Consider the following 24397-nt stretch of genomic DNA (forward strand, 5'->3'; position numbering starts at 1 on the left):
CTTGAAGGTATACCCAGCAAGCTCGTCCGGGTGACACCAGCCAGACTCGGTTCGTGGGCCGGCTGCCCGCGGAAGTTCCGGATGACCTACCTCGACCGCCCTTCGCCGCCCCGTTCCGGTGCGTGGGCCCACAGCACTCTGGGGGCTGTGGTGCACAACGTGCTGCGCGCGTTCTTCGAACTGCCGCCGGAAGAGCGCACCCCGGATCGAATGCCCCGGTTGCTGCGCAGGTACTGGAAGAGCGACGGATTCGCCGGGGCGGATCAGGTGGCCGAGTACCGCGCCCGCGCTGAACGGTGGCTGACCGATTACGTCGAGCGCAACGACGTCTCCGAAACACCGCTCGCGGTCGAACGATGGGTGTCCGCACCAGCCGGGACGATCATCGCCGAAGGGCGTGCGGACCGGATCGACGAGCGTGGTGGCGAACTCGTGGTGGTCGACTACAAGACCGGTCGCCACGGGGTGAACCCAGACGACGCGCGCGACTCGATGGCGCTCGGCTTGTACGCGCTTGCGGCCCGCAAGACGTTCCGGGCGAAGTGCGACCGGGTGGAGCTGCACCACCTCCCCAGCGGAGGTGTCGTTTCGTGGGAGCACACGGAGGAATCGATCGGCGCGCACCTGCGGCGAGCCGAGCAGCTCGCCGAGGAGATCCGGACCGCGACGGAAGCGTGGGAAGCCGGCGACGGATCGGCGCGGACCTTCCCGGCGCGTACCGGGCGGCACTGCGCGTGGTGCGATTTCCGAGCTCATTGCCCGGAAGGTCGCGAGACCGCGGCCGGTGCCCCCTCCTGGGCTCTGTTGGGAGATTGAACAGGATGCGAATGACCGGACCCGGTCGAGGCGGTCGTCAGCAGGATATGCCCACATGGGACACGATGCCGGACATGCGGCAGTCTCAGCAGTGGCGTCCCGACGTGGTTCCACCGCCCCCGCATCGACCCCCGACGCGGTCGGGCACGCTCGCGCGCGGTTTCACCGGTTCACTCGCCGTAGGCTTGCTGTCGCTGTCGCTGGTTCTGATCGGCATCCAGTTCTGGGCCACCCATGTGGGCCAGGAAGGCCCGGGACTCGATGCCGTGATCACCCACGGGGTGTCGGCGTGCGTGGTGCTGACGATGCAATCGGTCGCCGATCGCCGCCGCGACCTGGTGGGCGGGCTGCTGACCGCGGGAGTTCTGCTCGGAACGCTGGCCAACCTGTGGTTCTGGTGGTGGCTCTGAGCGACCGAGCCGTCAGCGCAGTGCGACGAGGGTGTCGCCGCGTTGTTCCAGCAGGACTTCGCCGACGGCGGTGAGGGAGACCGGCTGCGTCCGGTCCGGCCGCTCGACCGGCAGCAGCCTGCGGAAGGCGCCGGTCCTGCGATCGTGGACCGCGAGTCCGTCCGCGACCGGGATCACGAGTTCGCCGCCGAAGAGCGCACCGGGGCCGAGCGTGTCCGGAACCGTCCACAGCGGAGAGAGGGTGGCGGCGTCCAGCGCGACCGTCGCGGTACCGGTGTACCAGTAGAGGACCCCGCCGAAGCTGATGCCATCGAGGTCGTCGAGCCGGCCGTCGACCTCCTTGAACTCGGCTTCGCTGAGCGAGGCCACCCGGTACGGCTCGCCGGGTGGCGTTTCGGCGAGTTCCGCGAGGATCGACGCCTTGGTCAGGTGCGGGGCTAACCGGTCGAGCTCCTCGGCCAGAACGTGCGCCGTCCGGTCGGTGCTTCCGCCGGGAACCGGCCGGAGGTTCACCGTCCACAACCGCTGCGGGGCGTGCGGTTCGACGCCGTCCGCGGGTTCCTCGCCGACGCCCTCCGCCACGGTGAACTGATCCCGCACGCTGGCGGTCGAGTTGTCGTAGAGCAGCACCAGGGCGCGGTCCCGGAGTAGCACCGCGGTGTGGCTGTGGGTGACGGCCACGACGGAAGCGTGTTCGCTGCCCACCCCGACGCTGAAGACCTCTTCGGGCTTCTCGTCGTCATCCGGGTTGGTCTTGATCACCGTAATGCGATCCCCGGAGTCCTTCTCGCACTCCTCGATGAGTGCCACCCGGCCCTCGGAGACGGCGGTCGACCCGTATTCGCAGCCCGGCCGCGACATGTTGTTGTCCGGGGTTTTCAGGTCCGGGGGGATCCCGTACTGCTGGGTTCGCACCAGGTCGGACCGCCACGACTCGATGGTCTCGTGGCCGGTGGCGGTGACGTAATCGCCATCGGACAGCAACCGGGTTCCGGGCCGGGCGTCGCTGTTTCGCTGCGGTCCGCGCTCGCCCGAGGCGCCTCGCAACGAGGTCACCTCGCTGCAGTAGGAGCCCTTCCGGTGCACGGCGATCGCCCGATTCCACTCGGCACCGATGGTGCACAGCGGAATGTCCCGGGCGTACCGCCACCGCTGGTCCCCGGTCAGTGGATCGCGTCCGACGACTTCGCCGCCGGTGCCGGTGATCACCGTCGAGTCGGTCACGACCGGTGTGGGCGTGGCGGTGCTCCGCTCCCGCCAGATCTCGCCGAGTTCACCGGGAACGGACGCCGGAGCGCCGACGGCCGGGGGAGGGGCGGCCGTCGTCTCGGAGTGAGTGGCACGAGCGTCGCTGCGCAACCACAGTACGGTCGCGCCCACGAGCACGGCCACGGCGATCAGCGCCACTGCGGAAAGGTCGGCTTTCGTGCGCCGCTCCGGCCGTACCACTGCCACTCCCAGCTCGTCGGTCACTGCCGCCGCGAGCTTAAACCCGGATCTCGTGGCGGTACGTCGATACCCGTGCCGCTCGGTTCACGGCCGCGACGACGGCACCGCGGCGACGACAGCTCCGCGAACCGGTGGGCGAGCGGTCGGTGGACCGCTCGCCGACTTCCGCGAGTGCTCGACGCGGTGCGGGGCCGTGCTCGTTACTCGGCCGCACCGGTGGTGCCGGAGCCGCCACCGTTGCCGGAGCCACTTCCGCGGCGCCTGCGGCGACGCCGGGGGCGCTCCGCACCGTCCGCGTTCTCGGTCTTGTTGTCGGCCTGCGGTGCGGTCGCATCGACGCTGACCCCGCCACGGGTGCGGTTCCGGCGACGGCTGCGCCCTGCAGGACGGCTCTCGCTGCTGTTCTCCCGCCGGGTGCTGTCGGTCTCGCCCGGCTTCTGCTCACCACCGGCGGCGCCACGAGTGCGGCGACGCGGTTTGCGCTTGGTCTTGGACTCCTCTTCCGGCTCGGCGTTCAGCCCGTCGCGGGTCCGCTTGGACAGCGGGAGCCTGCCTGCGGCGTCCGACGGGATGCCGAGGTCGGCGTAGAGGTGAGCCGACGTGGAGTACGTCTCGACCGGGGTCGGTTTGCCCAGGTCCAGCGTGTCGTTGATGAGCTTCCAGCGCGATTCCTCGTCCCAGTCGACCAGGGTCACCGCGACGCCCTCGCGTCCCGCCCGGCCGGTGCGGCCGATGCGGTGCACGTAGGTCTTCTCGTCGTCGGGGCACTGCAGGTTGAACACGTGGGTCACGCCTTCGACGTCGATTCCGCGCGCGGCGACGTCGGTCGCGACCAGGGTGTCGACCTTGCCCGCGCGGAACGCGCGCAGCGCCTGCTCACGGGCTCCCTGACCGAGGTCACCGTGTACCGCCGCTGCCGCGAAGCCCCGCTCGGCGAGGTCGTCGGAGACCTTCTGGGCCGTTCGCTTGGTGCGCGTGAAGATCATGGTCAACCCGCGTCCCTCCGACTGGAGGGCCCGTGCCAGCAGTTCCGTCTTGTCCATCACATGCGCGCGGTAGACGAACTGCTTGGTGCGCTCGTGGATGGCGCCCTGGTCCGCTTCTTCGGCCCGGATGTGGGTGGGCTGCTGCAGGAAGGTGCGGGCCAGCGTGATGATCGGGCCCGGCATGGTCGCCGAGAACAGCATGGTCTGGCGCTCTTCGGGAACCATGCGCAGGATGCGCTCGATGTCCGGGAGGAAGCCGAGATCGAGCATCTCGTCGCCCTCGTCGAGGACGAGCCCGCGGACCTTGCCGAGCACGAGGTGCTGCTGCTCGGCCAGGTCGAGCAGTCGACCGGGCGTGCCGATCACCAGGTCTACGCCCTTCTGCAGGGCATCGATCTGCTGCTCGTACGGGCGGCCGCCGTAGACGGCGAGCGTCCGGAGGCCCGTGTGCTTGGCCGCGTCGGTGAGGTCTCGTGCCACCTGGACGCACAGCTCGCGGGTGGGGACGATCACCAGGGCTTGCGGGGTGCCGTCGCCGGGATCCTGCAACCGGTGCAGCAGCGGGACGCCGAAGCCCAGCGTCTTACCGGTGCCGGTGCGGGCCTGCCCGATCAGGTCGTCGCCACGCAGTGCGAGGGGAAGGGTGAGTTCCTGGATCGCGAAGGTGTGCTTGATGCCCGCTTCTTCGAGCGCCTTCACGATCTCGGGTTTGACGTCGAGTTCGGCGAAGGTGGGCGTGTCGGGAACGGTTTCCTCCGCGTGCAGCGGTGGTACCGCGTCGACGTCGAGTTCGTCCGGGGTTCCGGTTTCGCTGTGCTCCAGCGTCTGCGGGTCGACCGCGTCGCCGTTGTGCGAGCCGTTCTGCTCGGGAGTGTGCAGGTCGGAAGTTTCGCCCGAGTCGTCGCCGACCCGGTTGTTGCTGAGCGTCAGAATGATCGCCTCTCTCGGTACCTGCGCGCAAAGCCCCGCGTGGGCCCTCCTCGCGCAGTGACTGCTTCCGGCACGGCAGCCACCCGAATTCCGTGGCCTGATCCTGTGCTCGTGGTCACCGACGTGATGGTGCGCGCCCTTGTTCGATCAGCGGTAGTGGCCGCTGCCAGGTTTCCTTGTCCGGCATCGCAGCGCGCCGAACCGCTGACGCGAGCCGCAGGTACGCCGATCCGGCGAGCCCGGGCGCGGGCAGTCGTGCGCACTTGCGGGGATCCCGGGGCCGTCCCGATCAGCCCTCCGCCCGATTCGCGACGTGGTGGGGATCGTCAGCCCTGCGTCGGTACCGGACCGGTCGTTCACCGGAACAGCGCCGCTACCGGAACCGCACCGCATGACACCGATGCTTCTCCGCCGACCAGGATACCTGCTTTCCGGCCGACGGGGGTCGGCCGCGTCCGGGAAATCATCGCGCCGGTTACGCTCGTGGTCATGGACCCGGCTGATCAGAGCACCTCCGAAGGCGGTAACGAGCGGTTCGAAGAGGGGGTGGTGGACCTGCTCGCGGCGCTGGCCTACGGCGAGTTGTCCGCCTTCGACCGGCTGGCGGAGGACGCCCGCAGCGCACCGACGCTCGGCGGGCGCGCCGCGCTGGCCAGCATGGCGGCCGCGGAGATCGGTCACTTCCGGATGTTGGAAGATCAGCTGGCCCACCGTGGCGTGGCGGTGGAGGACGTGATGCGCCCGTTCGTCGAGCCGTTCGATGCGTTCAACGCTTCCACCGCGCCCCACTCGTGGCTGGAGTCCCTGGTCAAAGCATACGTGGGGGACGGTCTGGCCGCCGATTTCTATCGCGAGGTCGCGGAGTGGCTGGATCCGTCCACCCGTGAGCTGGTGTTGACCGTGCTGGCCGACACCGGGCATTCGGCGTTCGCCGAGCGGGAGGTCCAAGCGGCGTGCGCCGACGATCGCTCGCTGCACGACAAACTGACTCTGTGGGGACGACGCCTGCTGGGCGAGGCCATGACGCAGGCGCAGCGCGTCGTGGCGGAACGCGACGCCCTCGCGGAGCTGATCATCAACGGTTCGGGCGACCTGACCGGTATCGCCGCCCTGCTCCGGCGCTTGCAGAACAATCACACCAAGCGCATGGCCCGGCTCGGGCTGGGATGACGCGTGTTCGGTGTGCCGCCGCGCACCGAGCAGAATTCCGAACACGCGAAAGCCCCCGGCGGGCGTTGTGGAGCGCCGTTCTGGGATAGCCTGAAGCCGCCCAATGAACACGAGTTCTCACGGAGGTTCGGCGTGGAGGTCAAGATCGGCGTCGTGGACAGCCCGCGCGAGTTGGCGGTTGTCAGCGGTCAGTCCCCTGACGAGGTCGAGGCGCTGGTCGCCGACGCGCTGAAAAACGCCGACGGTGTGCTGAGCCTCAGCGATGACAAGGGACGCCGCTTCGTCGTTCCCGCGACGAAGCTGGCTTACGTGGAGATCGGGCCGGCCGAACCCGCACGTGTCGGGTTCGGCGTCGGCTGACGTTGTGCCGGTGCGTCCCCGACGGTGAGCCGTCGAGGGCGCACCCGCTCAAAGCGGGATTTCGAAGGGCGGGCGTCCGAGCCCGGTGATCCGGAACCGGTTCCACGGGTCCGGGTCCGAGAGCGTGCCCACCGCCTCACCCGATGGTGTGCGCAGCACGACGTCGGTGCGCTTGCCATCGGCGAGTTCGCTGACGTCCGCGTGCGCATCGACCCGCCCGTACCAGTGGAACCGCCCGTCGATGGGCTGGAAGTGGCCGCGCAGCACCACCCGCACGTCGAGTTCCGCGTCCTCGGTCCGAACAGTCGCCGGGCCTCGGTAGTCGTCCTCGCCGTGGTCGTGTTCCTGCATGGGTTTCCTTTCGCCGATACCGGTGGCGTTCGCTGGCCTGGTGTCCTGTCCTGACCCGGTGACCCGGTGACCCGGTGACCCGTTCCGGCCCGGTCCTCCGATGGCCCGGCCCGAGAAGGTCCGGCCCGAGGGCCGTGCTCAGTTTCGGCCGGGGTGCTCGTCCGCCTTCCGGCGGTCATCGATCTCGTCCCCGGAACTGTCGTCCCCGGATAGCGGGGTAACCACGCGCAAACCCGTGCTCAGATCGAGCGGCGTGTCCGGGTCGATCACGATTCCGCCCGAGCGCAGCACGCCGTCGATGGCGTGCCAGATGATCTCCGCGAGGTAGTCGGTGAGGTTCTCCCTGCTCATCGACTGGCGCTCCAGCCACCAATCACCGCTCGCCTGCACGAGTCCGACGATCCCGTGGCTCCACGCCTCGACCCCGCCCGAATCCAGGCCGAGTGCCCGGATGTAATCACCGAGCAGTCGGGAGAGTGAGTTGGCGATCTGGGTCTTCTCGGTGGTGACCGGGTCGTCCTGTACCGCCCGGTCGGCGAAGGTGCGGCGCACGACGAACCGGTAGAGGTCCGGGTACTGCTCGATCACCCGCAGGTAGGCGTCGAGCATGCGGCGGATGCGGTGGTTCGGGCTGCCCTCTTCGGCGAGGGCGGGGGCGAAGTGCCGCATCAGCAGATCGGTGCCCCATTCGCCGACCGCCACGTAGAGGTCGCTCTTGTCGCTGAAGTGGCGGTAGAGGACCGGCTTGCTGACCCCTGCCTCGGCTGCGATCTCGTCCATGCCGACATCCGGGCCGTGGTTGCCGATCGCGCGCACCGCGGCCTCGACGAACTCGATTCGGCGCGCCTTGCGGTGTTCGCGCCAGCGTTCGCGCCGGGCGTCTCCGGAGGGCTTCTCCGCCGCTTTGCCGGATCCCTTGACATGTCGAGAGGGGTCGCTCACAGTGCCAAATGTAACTGTTACTACTGGTAACATGCAATTCCCCGGGCGGGCTGATGCTTTGATCCGGAGGGCGAGAGGGTGATCAGTTCGTGAGCAGGACCGCGCAGGTCAACGACCGGGAGAAGACGGCGACCCGACTGCTGAAAGCCTCGGCCAAGAACAGCTTCGACCCCGAAGTCGACATCGACTGGGACGCGCCGCTCCCCGACGACAAGCCCTACATCCCGTTCGAGCGGTCCTCGCTGTACGGAACCCCGATGTGGGATCAGCTCAGCCACGAGCAGCGCATCGAGCTCACCAAGCACGAGTTCGCCAGCATCGCCTCGAACGGCCTGTGGTTCGAAACCCTGCTCATGCAGATGCTCCTCAAGGAGTTCTACGCCTCCGACCCGCGCAGCGCGCACGCCCAGTACGCGCTCACCGAGGTCGCGGACGAGTGCAGGCACTCGACGATGTTCGCGAAGGCCGTCGATCGCATAGGCGCTCCGCCGTACGGCCCGGCACCGCTGCTCTACCACGGTGGCCGGGTGCTGCCCGCCGTGCTCAAGGGGCCGTCCGCCTACGCCTCGATCCTGGTGGCCGAGGAAGTCCTCGACCGCTTCCAGCGGGACCAGATGTACGACGAGCAGGTTCAGCCGCTCGTGCGGATGGTCAACCGGATCCACGTGCTCGAAGAGGCCAGGCACGTCACCTTCGCGCGGGAAGAGGTGAAGCGCCGAATGGCCGAGTGCAACCCGGCCGAACGCGCCTACCACCAGTACTGGACCGCGCTGGTCTCCTTCTGCATCGTCTACAGCCTCATCAACCCGCGGGTCTACAAATCCGTCGGTCTGCGCCCGAGGGACGCGCACCAGGTGGCCTGGGAGAACCCGCACTTCCGGAACACCATGAACTGGAGCGGAGAGAAGATCATGTCGTTCCTGGACGAGGCTGGGCTGATCGGCAAGCCGGGTATGCGCTGGTGGCGCAAGGCCTGCCTGATCCGCTGACGAACCCGTTCGACCGCAGTTCGCCCGCCCCCGTCAGAAAGGAAGTCATGTCGGTCATCGCAGAAGCCGGGCGCACGACATTCACCGCAGGCGACGGCACGCGACTGCGCGTGCTGGAGAGCGGCTCGTTCGATGCACCGGTCACGGTCGTCCTGGTGCACGGCTGGACGCTCAGCCCGCACACCTGGGATCGGGTCGTGACCGGTCTCCCGGCAGCGGCCGGAACGACCGTGCGGACGGTGCGTTTCGACCTGCGCGGGCACGGAGAATCCGATCCGGCCCCTGCCGGAACCGCGACGATCGAGCGCTGTGCCGACGACCTCGCCGAGCTGATCGCCGAACGCGTCCCGGCCGGGCCGATCGTGCTCGCGGGCCACTCGATGGGTGGCATGACCGCGATGGCGCTCGCCGAGCGGCACCCGGATCTGTTCGAGAGCCGGATCGTGGGGGTCGCGCTGGTGGCCAGCTCCGGCGGCGACCTCGAAGCGCCCGGCCTCGGGCTGCCGGGGCCGGTCGCCGCGGTCGGAAACCGGTTGGAGCAAGGCGTGCAGCACAAGCTCGCCGCAGCTCGGGGCAAGCAGGTCCTCAAGAACTCGCGGATGCTCCGGCCGGGAATGCGATGGCTGCTGTTCGGCGACCGGCCGGACCCCGCCGACGTGGCCGCCGCCGCCGACTGGTTCGCGACCTGCCATCCCGCGAGCGTGGCCGGGTACCGGGCCTCGCTCGCCGAGCACGAGCGTATCGGCGCGCTCGGCGCGTTCCGGTCGATCCCGACGGTGGTGCTCGCCGGAACGCGCGACCGGCTCACCCCGTGCGAACATGCGCGCCGGATGGCCGCGGCCCTGCCCGACGCGCAACTGCTCGTGTACCCGGGAGCAGGTCACATGCTGCCGCTCGAGCGCTCCGACGAGGTCACCGAGCGCATCGCCGAGCTGGTGGCCGCCGTACCGCGCCAGTAGGGAGTGTTTCGGAGGTGGTTTGGGTGGTGGGCATTCGGGTGGTGGGCACCCGGCGGAACCTCCGGCCGGCCCGTCGCCCGACCACCGTCCCCCACGGAATCGCTTCGCTCTACTCCGGTCCGTTCGCTGCGGGATCTCCGACGTCGCGTACCGGTGTACGCCACGTCGGGGCTGTCCTCGCGAAAGGACACCGGAGAACCCGCCACCAGCCACCCCGGGTTCCACACGGGAGGCGGCCGCCTGTGAAACAGACCCCAGGCACGCCCGGTGGGTTTCGCGCGGGGTTCGCTGCCCTGCGCGAAACCGCGGGGGTGATCAGCCCGACTGCATCGGAAAGCCGGCCAGGCCCTTCCACGCCAGCGTCGACATCAGGTGGACGGCCTCCTCGCGCGGAATCGACTGCGAGGTGTCCAGCCAGTACCGGGCAGTGACCTGGCTCAGCCCCACCAGGCCGACCGCCAGCAGTCGCGCCCGCTCGTGGTCGAGCCCCGCGTCGGCGGTGACCGCTTCGGCCACGGCGTCGGCGCAGCCCGAGAGCGCGTCGTCCACCGCTTTCTCCACCGCGGGCTCACCGCGGATGTCGGATTCAAACACGAGTCGGAAGGCCTGGTCCTCCTCGTCGACGAACCCGTACAGCGCGTCGACGGCGGCCCGCACCCGGTGCTTGTTGTCCGGGTTGGACTCGATCACCGCACGCACGCGACGGACGAGCTCGTTGCCCTGCGTTTCGAGCAGGGCGAGGTACAGCTCCAACTTCCCAGGGAAGTGCTGGTACAGGACGGGCTTGCTGACACCCGCTCGTTCGGCGATGTCGTCCATGGCAGCGGCGTGGTAGCCGTTGGTCACGAACACGTGCTGGGCCGCGGTCAACAGCTGTGCTCGACGAGCGTCGCGAGGCAGCCGCACACCTCGGCTCGGCTGCACGGTCTCCGTCATGGTGGCCTTCACCCGGTTCCTTCCCTGCCACGTACCGGAGGTCTTCCGGCTCGCGGGCACTGGTGACTTTACTCGTCGGTAGCGGCGTCCCTCGACTCCTTGCGGGGAACTCGTCGTTGTTTTCCGGCGAGTTCTCGGGGTCGGAGCTCATCCTGGACCACGTGACGACGAAAGCACAGCGAGCGCGCCTGCCGCTGCTCAAGATCGCGGGTCAGCGGGGCCCGGTGCTCGCCGGAAGACCGCTGTCGCGGTCCTCGTGGCGACGGGCCGGGGACGTCCGGCTCCGCGAGTTGACGAGGGTACCGATGGCGACCGACGGTGTCGTGGACGCGGCTGCGTGGGCAGGACCGCCCCCGGGCGAATACGTCGAGTTGGCCACCACGTACGGGCCGCTCGCACTGCATCTCCGCGAGACACCCGCCCTGGAGCGCACCGACCGGACTGCCGTCCACCTGCACGGGCTCGCGGGCTCGTCGACCAACTGGACAGACCTGGCGCGGATGCTGGGACTGCGCACCCGCAGCGTGGCGCTGGACCTGCCAGGGTTCGGCCACACCGAGCCGCCCGTCGGTTTCGACTGCACCAGGACGGCGAATACGCACGTCGTGGTGCGCTACCTCGAGGAACTCGGGGGCGAGCCGGTGCATCTGTTCGGCAACTCCTTCGGTGGTGCGGTGGCGATCGAGGTGGCGGCCGAGCGTCCCGACCTGGTCGCCACGCTGACCCTGATCTCGCCCGCGCTGCCGGATTTCCGCCCGGATCCGAGGCGGTTGTCCGACCAGCGGATGCTGTGGGCACTGCTGCCGCTGGTCGGCCCGCGCGTGCGTCGCGGACTGGCCAGGGTGAGCGCTCAGGAACGGGCTGACCGCCTGATCCGGTTGTGCTTCGCGGAGCCGGCGGCAGTTCCACCGGATCGGGTGCGCGCAGCCGTGGAGGAGATCGAGATTCGGGCCGACCTGCCCTGGGCCGGGCCCGCACTCGAACGGACGACCGAGCGGCTGCTGCGTTCGTGGCTGGTTCCGCCCTCTCAGTCGATCGGGCGGCTGCTGGGCCGGGTGCGGGCGCCGACGCTGGTCGTCTGGGGGCTGCAGGACAAGGTGGTCAGTGTGCGCAGAGCGGTACCGGCAGCGGAGAAGCTCGACCGCGGCCGGTTGTTGATGTTGCCGCGTACCGGACATGTCGCCCACATGGAGCGGCCACGCACCGTGGCGCGGGCCGCCGTCGCGATGTTCGACGGAGTACCCGACAGCTGGTGACGGGGTCGAATCGTGACGCCGAGTGCGCTGGGCGGATCTCCGCAGACCGGCGCCACCACTGGTGGTCGGCGACGCTCACCCGCTGTGGCACCCTGGTGCGGTGAGTGGCTCGTCTCGATCTTCCCGCGACTCCCCGGACGCACGTCCTCGTGCGAACCGGCGCGGTGCGGCGTCCGGTCGCGGTCGGCGACCGGACGAGGACGCTCCGCTGGCCGCGGCGTGGCGTCCCACCCCCGCTTCCGACGGGGACGGCGAGGAGCCGGAACCCCGGCAGGGACGCCGCAGGCGCCGAGGCCGCATGGCCCGCTACGGCTGGCGGATGTACGCCCTGCCGCTACTCGTGGTGATCAGTGCGCTCGCGATCTTCCAGGCGGTCGATCAGCCGCCGTCCGAGGGCGGCATCGCGACGGGCGTGCTCGGAGAACCCGAGGACTCGCAGAACGTGCCGGACTCACCGGTCGTCACCGAGGCGCCGCCCGGGCAGACCTACGACCCGAGCATGTTCTCCGCCGAACTGCCTCCGGGACTGCCGTTTCCGAAGAACGGCTCGCGCATGATGGACGTGATGCCCGGGACCACCGAGCGGGTGGGCGAGGGCGAGCTCTACACGTACACGGTCGAGGTCGAACGCGGGATCGAGCTGACCGAGGGAAACCGCACCTTCGGCGGCCTGGTGGACGAGACCCTCGCCGACCCCCGGAGCTGGACGAACCCGGAAGCGGGCGGGATCGCCCTCCGACGCGTCGACGAGAGCAGCCCGGAGGAGCCGGACTTTCGCATCACGCTGGTGAGCCAGGCCACCGCGCGGGAGGTGTGCGGTTACGGCAACGGTTTGCCGTTCGACACTTCGTGCCGCATCGCGGAGGAGGAGGACCGGGTTTACATCAACGCGGCCCGCTGGGTCCGCGGGGCGGTCTCGTTCAACGGTGACGACGGCAGCTATCGGCGGTACGCGATCAACCATGAGGTCGGACACGTCTTCGGCAATCCGCACGTTCCCTGCGCCGAGCAGGGCGGGCTGGCGCCGGTGATGATGCAGCAGACGTTCAGCACGTCGAACGATGAGCTCCACGAGCTCAACAAGGCGGTGCCCCAGGGCACGGAGATCCCGAAGAACGGGTTCGTCTGCAAGTACAACGCGTGGCCGTTCCCGGTGGGGACGGCGGGCTGAGGTTTCCGGGCTGACGGCGGCTGAACGGCGGCGGGGGCTGAACGGCGGCGGGCCGATGCCCATCCGCCCCGCTCGTCGACGGCCGGGCATCCCGGATGTTGGGAAGTGGTTGGGTCGGGGAAGAACACCGGCCAGGCTTGCGTTACACCACACGAGAGGTCGGCCGATGGACGTCGGCCCTCTCGTGACGCTCGCGCGCCCGCCATCCGGGACGGCGGCACTGGCCGGGAGACACTCTCCCGGACCGACGCCGTCCGCAGGTCGGGACGGCGCGAGGTAGGACCATTGAGGAGGAGCTGGGAGATGTCCGGCGATTCAGCCCAGGCTGCAGCCAACCAGAACGCTACGGGGCTTCCGCCGCTCGTCGAGCCCGCGGCGGAGCTGACCAAGGAAGAGGTCGCGCGGTACAGCCGCCACCTGATCATCCCGGATGTGGGGATGGTCGGGCAGAAGCGGCTGAAGAACGCCAAGGTGCTCATCATCGGTGCGGGCGGGTTGGGTAGCCCGGCGCTGCTCTACCTGGCGGCCGCGGGCGTCGGCACGCTCGGCATCGTGGAATTCGACGAGGTCGACGAGTCGAACCTGCACCGGCAGATCATCCACGGGCAATCCGACCTCGGGCGGAGCAAGGGCGAGTCGGCCAAGGACTCGATCGCCGAGATCAACCCGTACGTGCAGGTGAACCTGCACCAGACGCACCTGTCCTCGGAGAACGCGCTCGACATCTTCCGGGACTACGACCTGATCCTGGACGGCACCGACAACTTCGCCACCAGGTACTTGGTCAACGACGCGGCGGTGCTGCTCGGCAAGCCCTACGTGTGGGGTTCGATCTTCCGCTTCGAGGGCCAGGTCAGCGTGTTCTGGGACGCGAAGGGTCCGAACTACCGCGACCTCTACCCCGAGCCCCCGCCGCCCGGGATGGTGCCGTCCTGCGCCGAGGGCGGTGTGCTCGGCGTCCTGTGCGCCTCGATCGGCTCGATCATGGTCAACGAGGCGATCAAGCTGATCACCGGTATCGGCGAGACCTTGCTCGGCCGCCTGATGATCTACGACGCGCTGGAGATGAGCTACCGCACCGTCAAGATCCGGAAGGATCCGAACACCGAGCCGGTCACCGAGCTGATCGACTACGAGGCGTTCTGCGGGACGGTTTCCGATGACGCCCAGCAGGCAGCGGTGAACAGCACGATCACCCCCGCCGAGCTCAAGGAGAAGTTCGACCGGGGCGACAAGTTCGAGCTGATCGACGTCCGCGAGCCGCACGAGTACGAGATCGTCAAGATCGACGGGTCCACGCTGATCCCCAAGGATCGGATCCTCTCGGGTGAGGCGCTCTCGGAGCTTCCGCAGGACCGCCAGCTGGTGCTGCACTGCAAGTCCGGTGCGCGTTCGGCAGAAGCCCTGGCGGCCCTGCACAAGGCCGGTTTCGGAGATGCGGTGCACGTCGGTGGCGGTGTGCTCGGCTGGGCCAACCAGGTGGACCAGAGCCTGCCGACCTACTGATCACTCCCGGTGGCAGGGTGATCGCCCTGCGCTGAACCCTGCCACCGAGGTGGATCGGGACAGGCGGGCGCGCGGAGCGCCTGACCCCGAAACCGGAACGAGCGATGTAGCGTTTGCTCCGTGAGTGCTACGCCGGAGTCGCCCCCGCCGCATGTGCGTGCGGCGTTCGGCGCACGCGTCGAAGAGCCTGAGCTGCTGGAAGGAGGCCTCGCCTGGCGATGTGGCGAGGCCGTCCTGAAACCGGCCGCGAACACCGCCGAAGCCGCATGGGTGGCACAGGCGCTCGACCTCATCGAACCCGGTGAGGTGCGGGTCAGTCGGCCGGTCCGCTCGACGGACGGCCGGTGGGTGGTGTCCGGTTGGTCGGCCAGCCGGGACATACCCGGTCGGCCGGAGCCGCGGCACGACGAGGTCGTCGCGCTGTCGCTGCGGCTGCACGAGGCGAGCAAGCATCTGTCCCGTCCCCGGTTCCTCGACGCGCGCCAGGACGTCTACGCGCTCGCGGATCGGATGGCCTGGGGTGAGGCCGAGTACCCGTTGCGGCCCGACAAGGGCGGGCGGCTGTACGACGTGCTCGCCGGATCCAGGCGCAAGATCCAGCTCCGCCCGCAGGTCGTGCACGGCGACCTGTTCGGGAACGTGCTCTTCGCCGGGAACGCCTCGCCCGGGATCATCGATTTCGCCCCGTACTGGCGGCCTGCCGAGTGGGGAGCCGCGGTCACGGTGATCGACGCGCTCGCGTGGGGCGGGTCGGACCCGGCGATCGTGGAGCGTTGGTCACATCTGGCGGAGTGGCCGCAGGCATTGCTGCGGGCTCTGCTGTTCCGGTTGGCGGTGCACGCGTTGCACCCCCGCGCCACCACGGCTTCGCTCGGCGGGTTGGAACACGCTTCCCAAACGGTGCTCGAAGTGCTGTAGGACACGCCGTCCCGTTCGCGCGAAGGCGTCAGAATGATGGTGTGGACGAGATGACGACTTCCGACAGCGATCAACCGCTGCGCGGCTTCACCGTGGGCATCACCGCCGCGCGCAAGGCCGACGAGATCGGCGCGTTGCTGACTCGGCGCGGTGCTCGGGTGCTGCAGGGTGCGGCGATGCGCACGGTGCCGTTGCCGGAGGACGGTGAGCTCGCCGAGGCGACGCGTCAGGTGCTGGCGGCACCGGTGGACGTCGTGGTCGTGACCACCGGCGTCGGGTTCCGGGGCTGGTTGGAGTCCGCTGAGCAGAACGGTGTCGGTGAGTCGCTCGTGAGTCATCTCGCGGGTGCCGAGCTGCTGGCGCGCGGCGCGAAAGCGCGAGGGGCGATCAGAGGAGCGGGGCTCCGGGAGACGTGGACGACACCTTCGGAGGAGTCCGCCGAGATCCTCGGGTACCTGCGGGAAACCGGCGTGGCGGGTAAGCGGGTCGCGGTGCAGGTGCACGGGGATCCGATGCACGAGTTCCGGGATGCCCTGCGCGCGGCGGGTGCCGATGTGGTCGCGGTACCGGTCTACCGCTGGACGGACCCCGTCGATCTCGATGCGCTGGACCGCCTGATCGACGCGGTGATCGCGGGCGAGGTGGACGCACTGCCGTTCACCAGCGCCCCGGCCGCGGCGAACCTGCTCGGGCGCGCGGACCGGACCGGTCGGGGGGAGGCTCTCCTGGAGTCGCTGCGCGAGCGGGTTTTCCTCGCGTGCGTGGGGCCTGTTACGGCGGCGCCGATCGAGCGGGCCGGGCTGCCGTACGAGGTGCCGGAACGGGCCCGCACCGCGTCCCTGGTGAAGTTGGTGGCCGAGCGGTTGCCCGCACGAGTGCGCTGACCGGGAGGCCGGTGCGTGGTCAGCTGCCCCAGCGGTACCGGCGCATGTTGACGCGTCCACCGTCGGCGAGCACGCCTTCGCCGCGCAGGAGTTCGAGCTGGCGGTGCCGGATGTGGTCGGCGACCGTGCCGTTGGAGCGCAGGACGCGGTGCCACGGCAGGTCGGCCCCGTCTTCGGAGAGGATGCGACCGACCAGCCGGGCCGACCGAAGACCGGCCAGTTCGGCGACGTCGCCGTAGCCCAGCACGTTGCCCGGCGGGATCGACGCCACGATCGATCGCACGCGCTCCATCGTTTCCTCGTCCACCGGGCCAGTTTGCCAGCGGGCGGTCTCCGGCCGGAGACCGCCCAGGAGCGTTGTGCGGCGGGCGTCACCTCGCCTGAGCGAGAATCCCGGTGAACTCCCACGGCTGCTGGTCGATGCCGCTGCAGCTGGCGGGGCCGCCGCCGGTGCACGGCCGGTCGCGGTTGACCGACCAGAAGCTGAGGCGTCCGAGGCCGTTGCCGTTCGCGTAGTCCGCGATTTCCCGGAACGCCGCCGGGTCGACGATCTCGCCGGTGTCGGTCCGGCCGTTCATCGACGAGATCCCGGCGTGGGCGTAGGCGGTGGCGTCGTCGTAGCCGAAGGTGCTCTTGAGCAGTGCGACGAGCCCTTCGGTGGAGCTGACGGTGTCGGCCACCATGTCGCTGCCGCCGAAGTTGAACGGCATCTGGGTCCAGACGTCGACGTCGGCTCCGATCTCGGCCGCCTGCCGGATCATCGCCTCGCCCGCCGCGTTGGGGCCGGTGGTCAGCGTCGGGAAGGTCACGACCGTGCGCAGTCCGGGGTTGTCCTGCTTGACGAGCTTGAGAGCTTCGAGCACGCGGTTCCGCGCGGCGGGGTCTTCGAACTCGGTGGCTTCGATGTCGACGTCGATGGCTGCGAGGTCGTAGGCGTCGATCAACTTCTGGTAAGCGCCTGCCAGTGAGGTCGCGTCCTGGCAGACCTCGCCCAACTTCTGCCCGCTGTAGCCGCCGATGGACGGTATGACGTCCCCGCCGCCCGCACGGATCTCGTCGATGGTGGCGTTGTCCACCCCGTCGAGCGGCCGGGTGCCGTCCCATGCCGGGTTGCAGCCACCGTCGGAGAGGACGAAGGCGAGTGTGAAGTCGCGGATGCCGGTCGCGTCCATCACGTCGGCGGGTGCGGGCGGGCTTCCCCAGCCGTTGTAGAGGTACGGGGACGCTGCGATGGGGCTTTCGGCGGCGAGCTCGCCGCCGGTCGGGTTCGCGCCTGCTGCCGGGAGGGCGGCGCCGGTCGTGGCGACCAGCGCGAACGCGCAGGCCGCGGCGCTGCCGAGGATGGTGCGGGACCGCCGGTTCCTTCGCGGGGTACTCATATGTCCTCCTGCGACCTTTTCGGGTGGGGTGCGTCGCGGTCCGGACGTTCGCAGAAAACGAAATTGGTTTGTACCACCATCCGGAAGCGCTCTCACGCCTGCGTGCGGGGTAGCCGCATCCGACGGTCGGGCAGGCGGCGAACCGGCCCGGGCGAGCTTCGGCCACCCGGCCGGTAAGCGTGTCAGCTGCACCCTTCGCGATCTCGTCGGCCTCGCGTGGTTCCATCGGGGACGTGTCGCAGCCGTCTCCCACCCTCGTTCGCCGCGCGGGCGCAGACCGGCCGGACCTCCGGTGGGAAAGCTCCGCGCGCCGGGTGCTCGAAAACGGCGGGGGGAGCTTGCGGGTCCTCGGCGGACCCGGCACCGGGAAGAGCACGCTCCTCGCCGAGGTCGCCGCCGATCGGATGCTGAACCGCGGCGTGCCACCGGAGAACGTGCTGGTCCTCACCGCGAGCAGGCGATCCGCGAACTGGATGCGGTCCGAGATCACCCGGCGACTCACCGCCTCCGACGGTGGTGCGGAACTGCGGACCGCGGGTGAACCGCTGGTCCGAACCGTCCACTCGTACGCGTTCGCGGTGCTGCGCTCGCAAGCCGTGCGCGAGGAACTGCCGCCACCGACCCTGCTGAACGGTCCCGAGCAGGACGCCCTGGTCCGCGACCTGCTCGCGGGTGATCTCGAGTCGGGCGCCGAGTACTGGCCGGACTCGTTGCGGGCCGCGCTGACCGCCGACGGATTCGCCGCGGAACTGCGAGACCTGCTGCTGCGCGCGGCCGAACGCGGGCTCGGGCCCGGTGGGCTGATCGAGCTCGGGCAGCGGCACGACCGCCCCGAGTGGGTCGCGGCCGGGCGGTTCGGCAGGCAGTACGAGCAGGTCACGTTGTTGCAGGGCGGCGCGAACTCGCAGGCGGCCGCGCCCGCGCTGGACGCTGCCGAGCTGGTCGCCTCCGCCCTGCTGGCCTTCGACACCGACCCGGGCTTGTTGGGCGCCGAACAGGACCGCGTGCGCTACGTGCTCGTCGACGACGCCCAGCACCTCGACCCGCAGCAGCACCGGCTCATCCGGCGCTTGGCCGAACGGGCCTCCGAACACCTGCTCGCCGGTGATCCGGACCAGGCGGTGTTCGCCTTTCGCGGGGCGGACCCGCGTTGCCTGCTCGATGCCGACCCCGTCGGGGACCGGACCGAAGTGCTCACCGTCGACCACCGGATGTCGAAACCCGTGCGGGCGGCCGTGCAACGGCTGGCGGCACGGTTGCCCGGCACGGGGCCGCAGCGCGAACTGGTCGACCCCGATATCGAGGACGACGGGGAGAACGGCGGTTCCGTGCAGGTGCGGCTGCTGTCCTCGCAGGCGCGGGAAGCCGCGTGGGTGGCCGACCAGTTGCGCCGCGCACACCTGCTGGACGGCGTGCCGTGGTCCCGGATGGCGGTGGTGGTGCGTTCGACCGGACTGTCGCTACCGGTGCTGCGCCGGGCGCTGCTGGCCGCCGGGGTTCCGCTGGTGCTGCCGGTGGACGATCTGCCGCTCGCCCAACGTGGCGCGGTACGTCCGTTCCTGACGCTGCTGCGGTGCGCGGCCCGCCCGCACGAACTGGTCCCGGAGTCCGCCGCCGAGTTGCTCTCCTCGTCGCTGGGGGGTGCCGATCCCCTGGCGCTGCGGCGGTTGCGACGCGGCCTGCGGCGGCTGGAACTGGCCGCCGGTGGCAGCCGGTCAAGTGACGAACTGCTGGTGGAGGTGCTGCACGAGTCCGACCGGTTGGCGGCTCTGGAGGATTCGGCGGCCGAACCCGCCAGGCGGGTCGGCAACCTGCTGCGCACGGCCACCGAGTGCGTCGGGAACGGCAAGGGTGTCGAACAGACGCTGTGGCAGGTGTGGAAGGCCAGCGGGCTCGAATCCCGATGGCTCGCGCAGACCGAGCGGCGTGGTGTCGCCGGCGCGCAGGCCGATCGAGATCTGGACGCGATCATGGCGCTGTTCGACGCGGCCGCGCAGTACGTCGATCGGCGGCCGGGGGATGACGCGGCCGGATTCGCCGACCACCTGGAACGGCAGCAGATCTCGGGGAGCTCGTTGGCGCCGTCGGCGCCCGGCGGCAATGCGGTCGCGGTGCTCACCGCGCACGCGGCCGCCGGTCGGGAGTGGGACGTGGTGGCGATCCCCGGAGTGCAGGAGGGCGTGTGGCCCGACCTGCGGGTGCGGGGTTCGATCCTGGGGATGGAACGGCTGATCGACGTACTGTCCGGAGTGGACGAGCGCCAGGTCTCGTCGACGGCGCCGTTGCTGGCCGAAGAGCGACGCCTCCTGCTCCTGGCCGCGAGCCGGGCGCGGCGGAGCCTGCTGGTCAGCGCCGTCCGCGGTGAGGACGAGCAGCCGTCTCGATTCCTGGACGAACTGGAAGGTCTCGTCAGCGACCCCGATTCCGGTGAGCGTCCCGTCGTGCGGCCGGAACGGGGACTCGTGCTCGCCGAACTGGTCGGTGAACTCCGGCAGGTGGTCTGCGACGCGGAAGCTCCTTCGAAACGCCGGAAGCGAGCCGCGCGGCAGCTCGCCCGGCTCGCTTCGGCGGGAGTTCCCGGGGCGCATCCGGACACCTGGTACGGCCTGCCGGAGAGCTCCAGCGCGGCACCGCTGTTGGCGGACGGCGAGCCCGCGCGAATCTCGCCATCTACTGTGGACACCCTGGCGAAGTGTCCGCTCCGTTGGATGATCGAACGGCACGGTGGTCAGGACCCGGCGGAACTCGCGGCCGTCACCGGCACGCTCGTGCACGCACTCGTGCAGGCCGCGGCCGACGGGGCCGACGCCGAAGGACTGCGTGCCGTGCTGGACGAGGCGTGGAAATCGGTCGACGCCGGACCACCGTGGTTCTCGCGGCTGGAGCGGCAGCGCGTCGAATCGATGATCGACTCCTTCGTGGCATGGCTGCACGGGACTCGTGGCGACCTGACCCAGCTCGGGGTGGAGAAGGACCTCGACCTCACCATCCCCGCCAGGGAAGACGGTCCGCAGCTTCGGCTGCGTGGTCGTGTGGACCGCTTGGAGGCCGACGCCGAAGGCAGGCCGGTCGTCGTCGACGTCAAGACCGGGAAGACCCCGGTCAGCAAGAACGACGCCGAAGAACACCCCCAGCTGGCCGTCTACCAGCTCGCGGCGGCGTTGGGCGCGTTCCAGGACGCGCAGCAGTCCGAACCGGGCGGTGCGCGGCTGCTGTACGTGGCCAAGCCGGAATCCGGAACCGGGGCCGCCACCGAACGGTCCCAGCAGGGGTTCGACCAGGAGCGCACGCAGGTGTGGCTCGACCTCGTGCACGACGCCGCCGAGTCGAGCGTCGGCCCCGCGTTCGTGGCCGCCGAGAACCCGGACTGCCCCCGCTGCCCGGCACGCACGAGTTGTCCGGTGCACCCGGCCGGAAGGCAGGTCGGACAGTGACCGCGGACGTGCCGATCACACCGCAACGCATCGCCCAGGCGCTCGGTCTGCACCAGCCGACGCCCGAGCAGGTGGAGGTCATCGCGGCACCCGTCGAACCGACCCTGGTCGTCGCGGGTGCGGGTGCGGGCAAGACCGAAACGATGGCCGCCCGGGTCGTGTGGCTGGTGGCGAACCAAGTGGTGGGCCCGGAACGCGTGCTCGGGCTGACGTTCACGCGCAAGGCCGCGCGCCAGCTGTCGGATCGAGTTCGGGCCAGGCTGCGCAGGCTCGCCGGTTCGGGTCTGCTCGACGAAGCGGACCCGAGCGGGGAACTGCGCTCGGCGGTGCTGGCGAGCGAGCCCACCGTGCTGACCTACCACGCCTACGCCGGACGTCTGGTCGGCGAGCATGGGTTGCGCGTACCGGTGGAGCCGGGAGCACGGCTCCTCACCGAGACCGCCGCATGGCAGCTGGCGCACCGCGTGGTGTCCACCTGGACCGAGGACATCGACACCGACAAGGTCCCGTCGACGATCACCGCGCACCTGCTCGCGCTGGCGGGCGAGCTGGGTGAGCACCTGCTGCGCCCGGAACGGCTGCGCGAGCACGCCGAGTGGCTGTGCCGCAACGTGGAGGACGCGCCGAAGGGCAAGCGGCAGCGGGACGCCCTGTCCCAGGACCTCCGGAAGGTCATCACGGCGCAGCGGTTGCGGGTCGCGCTGTTGCCCCTGTTGGAGGAGTACGCGCGCCAGAAGCGGCGCGAAGGGGCCATGGACTTTTCCGACCAGATGTCGCTGGCGGCTCGCCTGGCGGTGGAACACCCCGAGGTGGTGGCGGGGGAACGCGAGCGCTTCGGGGCCGTGCTGCTGGACGAGTACCAGGACACCGGCCACGCTCAACGCGTCCTGCTGCGGGCACTGTTCGGGGACGTCTCAGCGGGCGGACGACCCCTGCCGGTGACGGCGGTCGGCGACCCGGCGCAGGCCATCTACGGCTGGCGCGGTGCGAGCGCGGCGAACCTGCCCCGATTCACCACCGACTTCCGCAGGCTCGACGGGGCGGGAACCCCGCTCCCGGCCCACCGGTTCGGGCTGCTCACTAGTTTCCGGAACACCCCGGAAGTGCTGCGGCTGGCCAACTCGGTCTCCGAGGTGCTGCGGGAATCCGGGCTCGACGTGGAGGAACTGCGGGCACGGGACGGCGCAGGCCAGGGCGACGTGCGGGTGATGCTCGCCGAGGACGTGCGGGGCGAGCGCGAGTGGGTCGCCGACCGGGTGGCCGCGCAGTGGCACGACGCGGTGGATGCCACCGGCAGCCCGCCGACCGCTGCCGTGCTCGTCCGGCGCAGGGCGGACATGGCCGATATCGCGGCCGCGCTGCGGGAGCGCGGGCTGCCCGTCGAGGTGGTCGGTCTCGGTGGGCTGCTCGACGAGGCGGAGGTCCGAGACCTGGTCAGCGCACTGCGAGTGCTCGTCGACCCCCTCGCGGGCACCGCCGCCATGCGGTTGCTGACGGGATCCCGCTGGCGGATCGGGGCGGCCGACCTCGCCGCCCTGTGGGAACGCGCCAGGGAACTGGGGGCGCAACCGTCCGGCACGGTCGAAGCGGCGGACGACCCCACGGCGGTGGTGGCTTCCGCGTTGCCGGGGGAGAAATCGGAGCAGGCCGGGCTGGCGGATGCGATCGACGACCCGGGGGACGCGGAACGCTACTCGCCGGACGGGTACCGGCGGCTCAGGCGGCTCCGCTCGGAACTCGCCGCGTTGCGCCGCAGGCTCGAACAGCCGTTGCCGGAGCTGGTCGCGGATGTGGAGCGGACGCTGCTGCTGGACATCGAGAGCCTGGCCCGGCCGGGCGGGGCCGGGCGGATCCACCTGGACGCCTTCGCCGATGTGGTGACCGAGTTCGCCACCGCCAGCCCGTCCGCGACGTTGCCCGCACTGCTGGACTACCTCGCGACCGCAGAGCAGGCCGAGGACGGGTTCGAACCCGGTGAGGTCGAGGTGGCCGAGGACCGCGTTCAGGTGCTGACCGTGCACGCCGCGAAGGGCCTGGAATGGCAGGTGGTCGCGCTGCCGCATCTGGTTCGGGACGTGTTCCCCGGCAAGCGCAAGTCCTCGTCCTGGCTTCGGTCGGTGAGTTCGCTGCCCGCGGATCTGCGCGGGGACGCCGAGGACCTGCCGGAATTGCGCCTCGCGGAGCCGGGAGTGCTGGACCGCAAGGAGGTCGCCGAGCAGCTGCGGATCCACGACGAGGAGTTCGAGGAGCGCCGGATCGTGGAGGAGCGGCGGCTGCTGTACGTGGCGCTGACCCGCTCGGAACGAGTGCTGCTGCTGTCCGGTCACTGGTGGGCGGACAGCGGGAACCGGGCCAAGGGGCCGTCGGACTTCCTGCGGGAACTGGCCGAGACGTGCGCCGAAACCGGCGCGGGCGTGGTCGACTCCTGGGCCGAGGAGCCCGCCGAGGACGCGGTGAACCCGATGGCCGAGTCCGCCCGGCAAGCGCGGTGGCCGGTGGATCCGCTGGAGCGGCGGCGTGAAGCGGTGACCGAGGGAGCGGACCTGGTCCGGGCCGCACTGGCCACAGTGGACGAGAACGCGGCAGCCGAGAACGCGGCAGCCGAGAACGCGGCAGCCGAGAGTGCGGCGGCCGAGAGCGCGGTCGGACCCGAAGCCGAAGCCGTCGGCGCGGCCGGGGGTGACGGGTGGTCGGTCGACGAGGTCCCGGCCGAACCACCTGACGGCATTGACGGCAATGACCAGGAGGATGACCAGGAGGATGACGGCGTTGACGGGGACGAGGCACAGAGCTGGGCCCGGGACGTCGATGTCCTGCTGGCCGAGCGAGCCGCCACCGAGCGCCGTCGGGACCAGGTGGAGTTGCCCGACAAGCTCTCGGTGAGCCAGCTCGTCGAGCTCGCGGGCGACCGGGAGAACCTGGCTCGACGACTTCGCCGCCCGCTGCCGTTTCCACCGAACCCGATGGCGCGTCGTGGTACGGCGTTCCACACCTGGTTGGAACACCGGTTCACCTCGACGGCGCTGCTCGATCTCGACGAGCTTCCGGGCGCCGCCGACGAGTCCGCCGATGGCAACGAGAACCTGGATGAGCTGCGTGGGGCGTTCTTGGCGAGTGCCTGGGCCGACCGGACTCCGCACCGGGTGGAGGTGCCGTTCGAGGCGGAGGTGGCGGGCACGGTGGTCCGCGGGCGCATGGACGCGGTGTTCCGCGACCAGGATGGAGGCTGGACGGTCGTGGACTGGAAGACCGGCTCCGTTCCTTCCGACGACCAGGTCGAGTCGCTGTCGGTGCAGCTGGCCGCCTACCGGCTGGCGTGGGCGGCGCTGGTGGACGTGCCGCTGGAGCAGGTGCGCGCGGCCTTCCACTACGTGCGCCACGACCGCACGCTCCGACCTGCCGACCTGCTCGACGGCGACGGACTTCGCGCGCTGCTCACCTCGGTTCCCGCGGTCGACTGATCGCAGGACCGGGCGCGGCCGCTGACCCGCCCGGCCGGGCGGGTCATCCCGCAGCCGACGTGGTCGATTCATCCCACACGTTCGGGTGGC

Annotated in this window: 20 protein-coding genes; 13 read left to right on the plus strand and 7 right to left on the minus strand. The window is 70.3% G+C overall.

Translation table 11 applies throughout. From position 1 onward, the window contains the following. The first annotated feature begins 30 nt into the window (after positions 1–30). Both ACYVAN_RS08435 and ACYVAN_RS08440 read left to right on the plus strand, forming a co-directional pair. Positions 31–816: a RecB family exonuclease gene (locus ACYVAN_RS08435; RefSeq protein WP_460957445.1), complete on the plus strand. Its 786-nt coding sequence runs from the start codon at positions 31–33 to the stop codon at positions 814–816. Between the two features lie 74 nt (positions 817–890). Next, complete coding sequence (locus ACYVAN_RS08440) at positions 891–1226, plus strand: hypothetical protein (protein WP_460957447.1); 336 nt, start codon at positions 891–893, stop codon at positions 1224–1226. Positions 1227–1238: 12 nt separating this feature from the next. Here the strand turns inward: ACYVAN_RS08440 and ACYVAN_RS08445 are convergent, their stop codons facing one another. Further along, a complete protein-coding gene (locus ACYVAN_RS08445; protein WP_460957449.1) occupies positions 1239–2699 on the minus strand; it encodes an Rv3212 family protein in 1461 nt (486 codons plus the stop codon). A 176-nt stretch (positions 2700–2875) separates the two neighbouring features. Continuing rightward, complete coding sequence (locus ACYVAN_RS08450) at positions 2876–4360, minus strand: DEAD/DEAH box helicase (RefSeq protein WP_460957451.1); 1485 nt, start codon at positions 4358–4360, stop codon at positions 2876–2878. Positions 4361–5080: 720 nt separating this feature from the next. Here ACYVAN_RS08450 and ACYVAN_RS08455 point away from each other — a divergent pair. Both ACYVAN_RS08455 and ACYVAN_RS08460 read left to right on the plus strand, forming a co-directional pair. After that, on the plus strand, positions 5081–5761 hold the full coding sequence (locus ACYVAN_RS08455; protein WP_460957453.1) for a ferritin-like fold-containing protein: 681 nt from the start codon (positions 5081–5083) through the stop codon (positions 5759–5761). A gap of 132 nt (positions 5762–5893) precedes the next feature. Next, complete coding sequence (locus ACYVAN_RS08460) at positions 5894–6121, plus strand: DUF3107 domain-containing protein (protein WP_460957455.1); 228 nt, start codon at positions 5894–5896, stop codon at positions 6119–6121. 48 nt (positions 6122–6169) lie between these two features. On the opposite strand, the gene ACYVAN_RS08465 is transcribed toward ACYVAN_RS08460, so the two are convergent. Together ACYVAN_RS08465 and ACYVAN_RS08470 are read right to left on the minus strand one after the other, a co-directional pair. Further along, entirely contained in the window at positions 6170–6472 is a 303-nt protein-coding gene (locus ACYVAN_RS08465) for a DUF4873 domain-containing protein (protein WP_460957457.1), read from the minus strand. Between the two features lie 138 nt (positions 6473–6610). Continuing rightward, positions 6611–7414, minus strand: a complete 804-nt coding sequence (locus tag ACYVAN_RS08470) for a TetR/AcrR family transcriptional regulator (RefSeq protein ID WP_460957459.1) — start codon at positions 7412–7414, stop codon at positions 6611–6613. 89 nt (positions 7415–7503) lie between these two features. Here ACYVAN_RS08470 and ACYVAN_RS08475 point away from each other — a divergent pair, with 89 nt between their 5' ends. Beyond that, positions 7504–8403, plus strand: coding sequence for an AurF N-oxygenase family protein (locus ACYVAN_RS08475; protein ID WP_460957461.1), 900 nt, complete (start codon positions 7504–7506; stop codon positions 8401–8403). A 47-nt stretch (positions 8404–8450) separates the two neighbouring features. Continuing rightward, positions 8451–9362, plus strand: a complete 912-nt coding sequence (locus ACYVAN_RS08480; protein ID WP_460957463.1) for an alpha/beta fold hydrolase — start codon at positions 8451–8453, stop codon at positions 9360–9362. A gap of 315 nt (positions 9363–9677) precedes the next feature. On the opposite strand, the gene ACYVAN_RS08485 is transcribed toward ACYVAN_RS08480, so the two are convergent. Continuing rightward, the gene (locus ACYVAN_RS08485; RefSeq protein ID WP_460957465.1) at positions 9678–10310 is read right to left on the minus strand and encodes a TetR/AcrR family transcriptional regulator; all 633 of its coding nucleotides are present in this window, start codon (positions 10308–10310) and stop codon (positions 9678–9680) included. A gap of 149 nt (positions 10311–10459) precedes the next feature. Here ACYVAN_RS08485 and ACYVAN_RS08490 point away from each other — a divergent pair, with 149 nt between their 5' ends. From ACYVAN_RS08490 to ACYVAN_RS08510, 5 genes are all read left to right on the plus strand, one after another. Next, on the plus strand, positions 10460–11554 hold the full coding sequence (locus ACYVAN_RS08490) for an alpha/beta fold hydrolase (RefSeq protein WP_460957466.1): 1095 nt from the start codon (positions 10460–10462) through the stop codon (positions 11552–11554). Between the two features lie 100 nt (positions 11555–11654). After that, positions 11655–12725: a DUF3152 domain-containing protein gene (locus ACYVAN_RS08495; RefSeq protein ID WP_460957468.1), complete on the plus strand. Its 1071-nt coding sequence runs from the start codon at positions 11655–11657 to the stop codon at positions 12723–12725. 303 nt (positions 12726–13028) lie between these two features. Then, complete coding sequence (gene moeZ, locus ACYVAN_RS08500) at positions 13029–14231, plus strand: adenylyltransferase/sulfurtransferase MoeZ (protein ID WP_460957470.1); 1203 nt, start codon at positions 13029–13031, stop codon at positions 14229–14231. 120 nt (positions 14232–14351) lie between these two features. After that, positions 14352–15149 (plus strand): TIGR02569 family protein, encoded by a 798-nt coding sequence (locus ACYVAN_RS08505; protein ID WP_460957472.1) that lies wholly within the window; start codon positions 14352–14354, stop codon positions 15147–15149. 50 nt (positions 15150–15199) lie between these two features. After that, positions 15200–16033, plus strand: a complete 834-nt coding sequence (locus tag ACYVAN_RS08510; RefSeq protein ID WP_460957800.1) for a uroporphyrinogen-III synthase — start codon at positions 15200–15202, stop codon at positions 16031–16033. Positions 16034–16052: 19 nt separating this feature from the next. Here ACYVAN_RS08510 and ACYVAN_RS08515 read toward each other — a convergent pair whose 3' ends face one another. Both ACYVAN_RS08515 and ACYVAN_RS08520 read right to left on the minus strand, forming a co-directional pair. Next, positions 16053–16340, minus strand: a complete 288-nt coding sequence (locus ACYVAN_RS08515) for an MGMT family protein (RefSeq protein ID WP_460957474.1) — start codon at positions 16338–16340, stop codon at positions 16053–16055. A 64-nt stretch (positions 16341–16404) separates the two neighbouring features. Beyond that, the gene (locus tag ACYVAN_RS08520) at positions 16405–17412 is read right to left on the minus strand and encodes a chitinase (RefSeq protein WP_460957475.1); all 1008 of its coding nucleotides are present in this window, start codon (positions 17410–17412) and stop codon (positions 16405–16407) included. Positions 17413–17645: 233 nt separating this feature from the next. Here ACYVAN_RS08520 and ACYVAN_RS08525 point away from each other — a divergent pair, with 233 nt between their 5' ends. Then, entirely contained in the window at positions 17646–20846 is a 3201-nt protein-coding gene (locus ACYVAN_RS08525) for an ATP-dependent helicase (RefSeq protein WP_460957477.1), read from the plus strand. Next, positions 20843–24307 (plus strand): ATP-dependent helicase, encoded by a 3465-nt coding sequence (locus ACYVAN_RS08530; RefSeq protein ID WP_460957479.1) that lies wholly within the window; start codon positions 20843–20845, stop codon positions 24305–24307. The genes ACYVAN_RS08525 and ACYVAN_RS08530 overlap by 4 nt, the downstream gene beginning before the upstream one ends. The last annotated feature ends 90 nt before the right edge of the window (positions 24308–24397 follow it).

Source organism: Parasphingorhabdus pacifica (genome assembly GCF_054779195.1).

Excerpts from the sequence above, each read along its gene's own strand:
- ACYVAN_RS08480 (WP_460957463.1), top strand. The coding sequence starts at position 8,451 with ATGTCGGTCATCGCAGAAGCCGGGCGCACGACATTCACCGCAGGCGAC.
- moeZ (WP_460957470.1), top strand. The coding sequence starts at position 13,029 with ATGTCCGGCGATTCAGCCCAGGCTGCAGCCAACCAGAACGCTACGGGG.
- ACYVAN_RS08520 (WP_460957475.1), bottom strand. The coding sequence starts at position 17,412 with ATGAGTACCCCGCGAAGGAACCGGCGGTCCCGCACCATCCTCGGCAGC.
- ACYVAN_RS08510 (WP_460957800.1), top strand. The coding sequence starts at position 15,200 with ATGACGACTTCCGACAGCGATCAACCGCTGCGCGGCTTCACCGTGGGC.
- ACYVAN_RS08440 (WP_460957447.1), top strand. The coding sequence starts at position 891 with ATGCGGCAGTCTCAGCAGTGGCGTCCCGACGTGGTTCCACCGCCCCCG.
- ACYVAN_RS08465 (WP_460957457.1), bottom strand. The coding sequence starts at position 6,472 with ATGCAGGAACACGACCACGGCGAGGACGACTACCGAGGCCCGGCGACT.
- ACYVAN_RS08455 (WP_460957453.1), top strand. The coding sequence starts at position 5,081 with ATGGACCCGGCTGATCAGAGCACCTCCGAAGGCGGTAACGAGCGGTTC.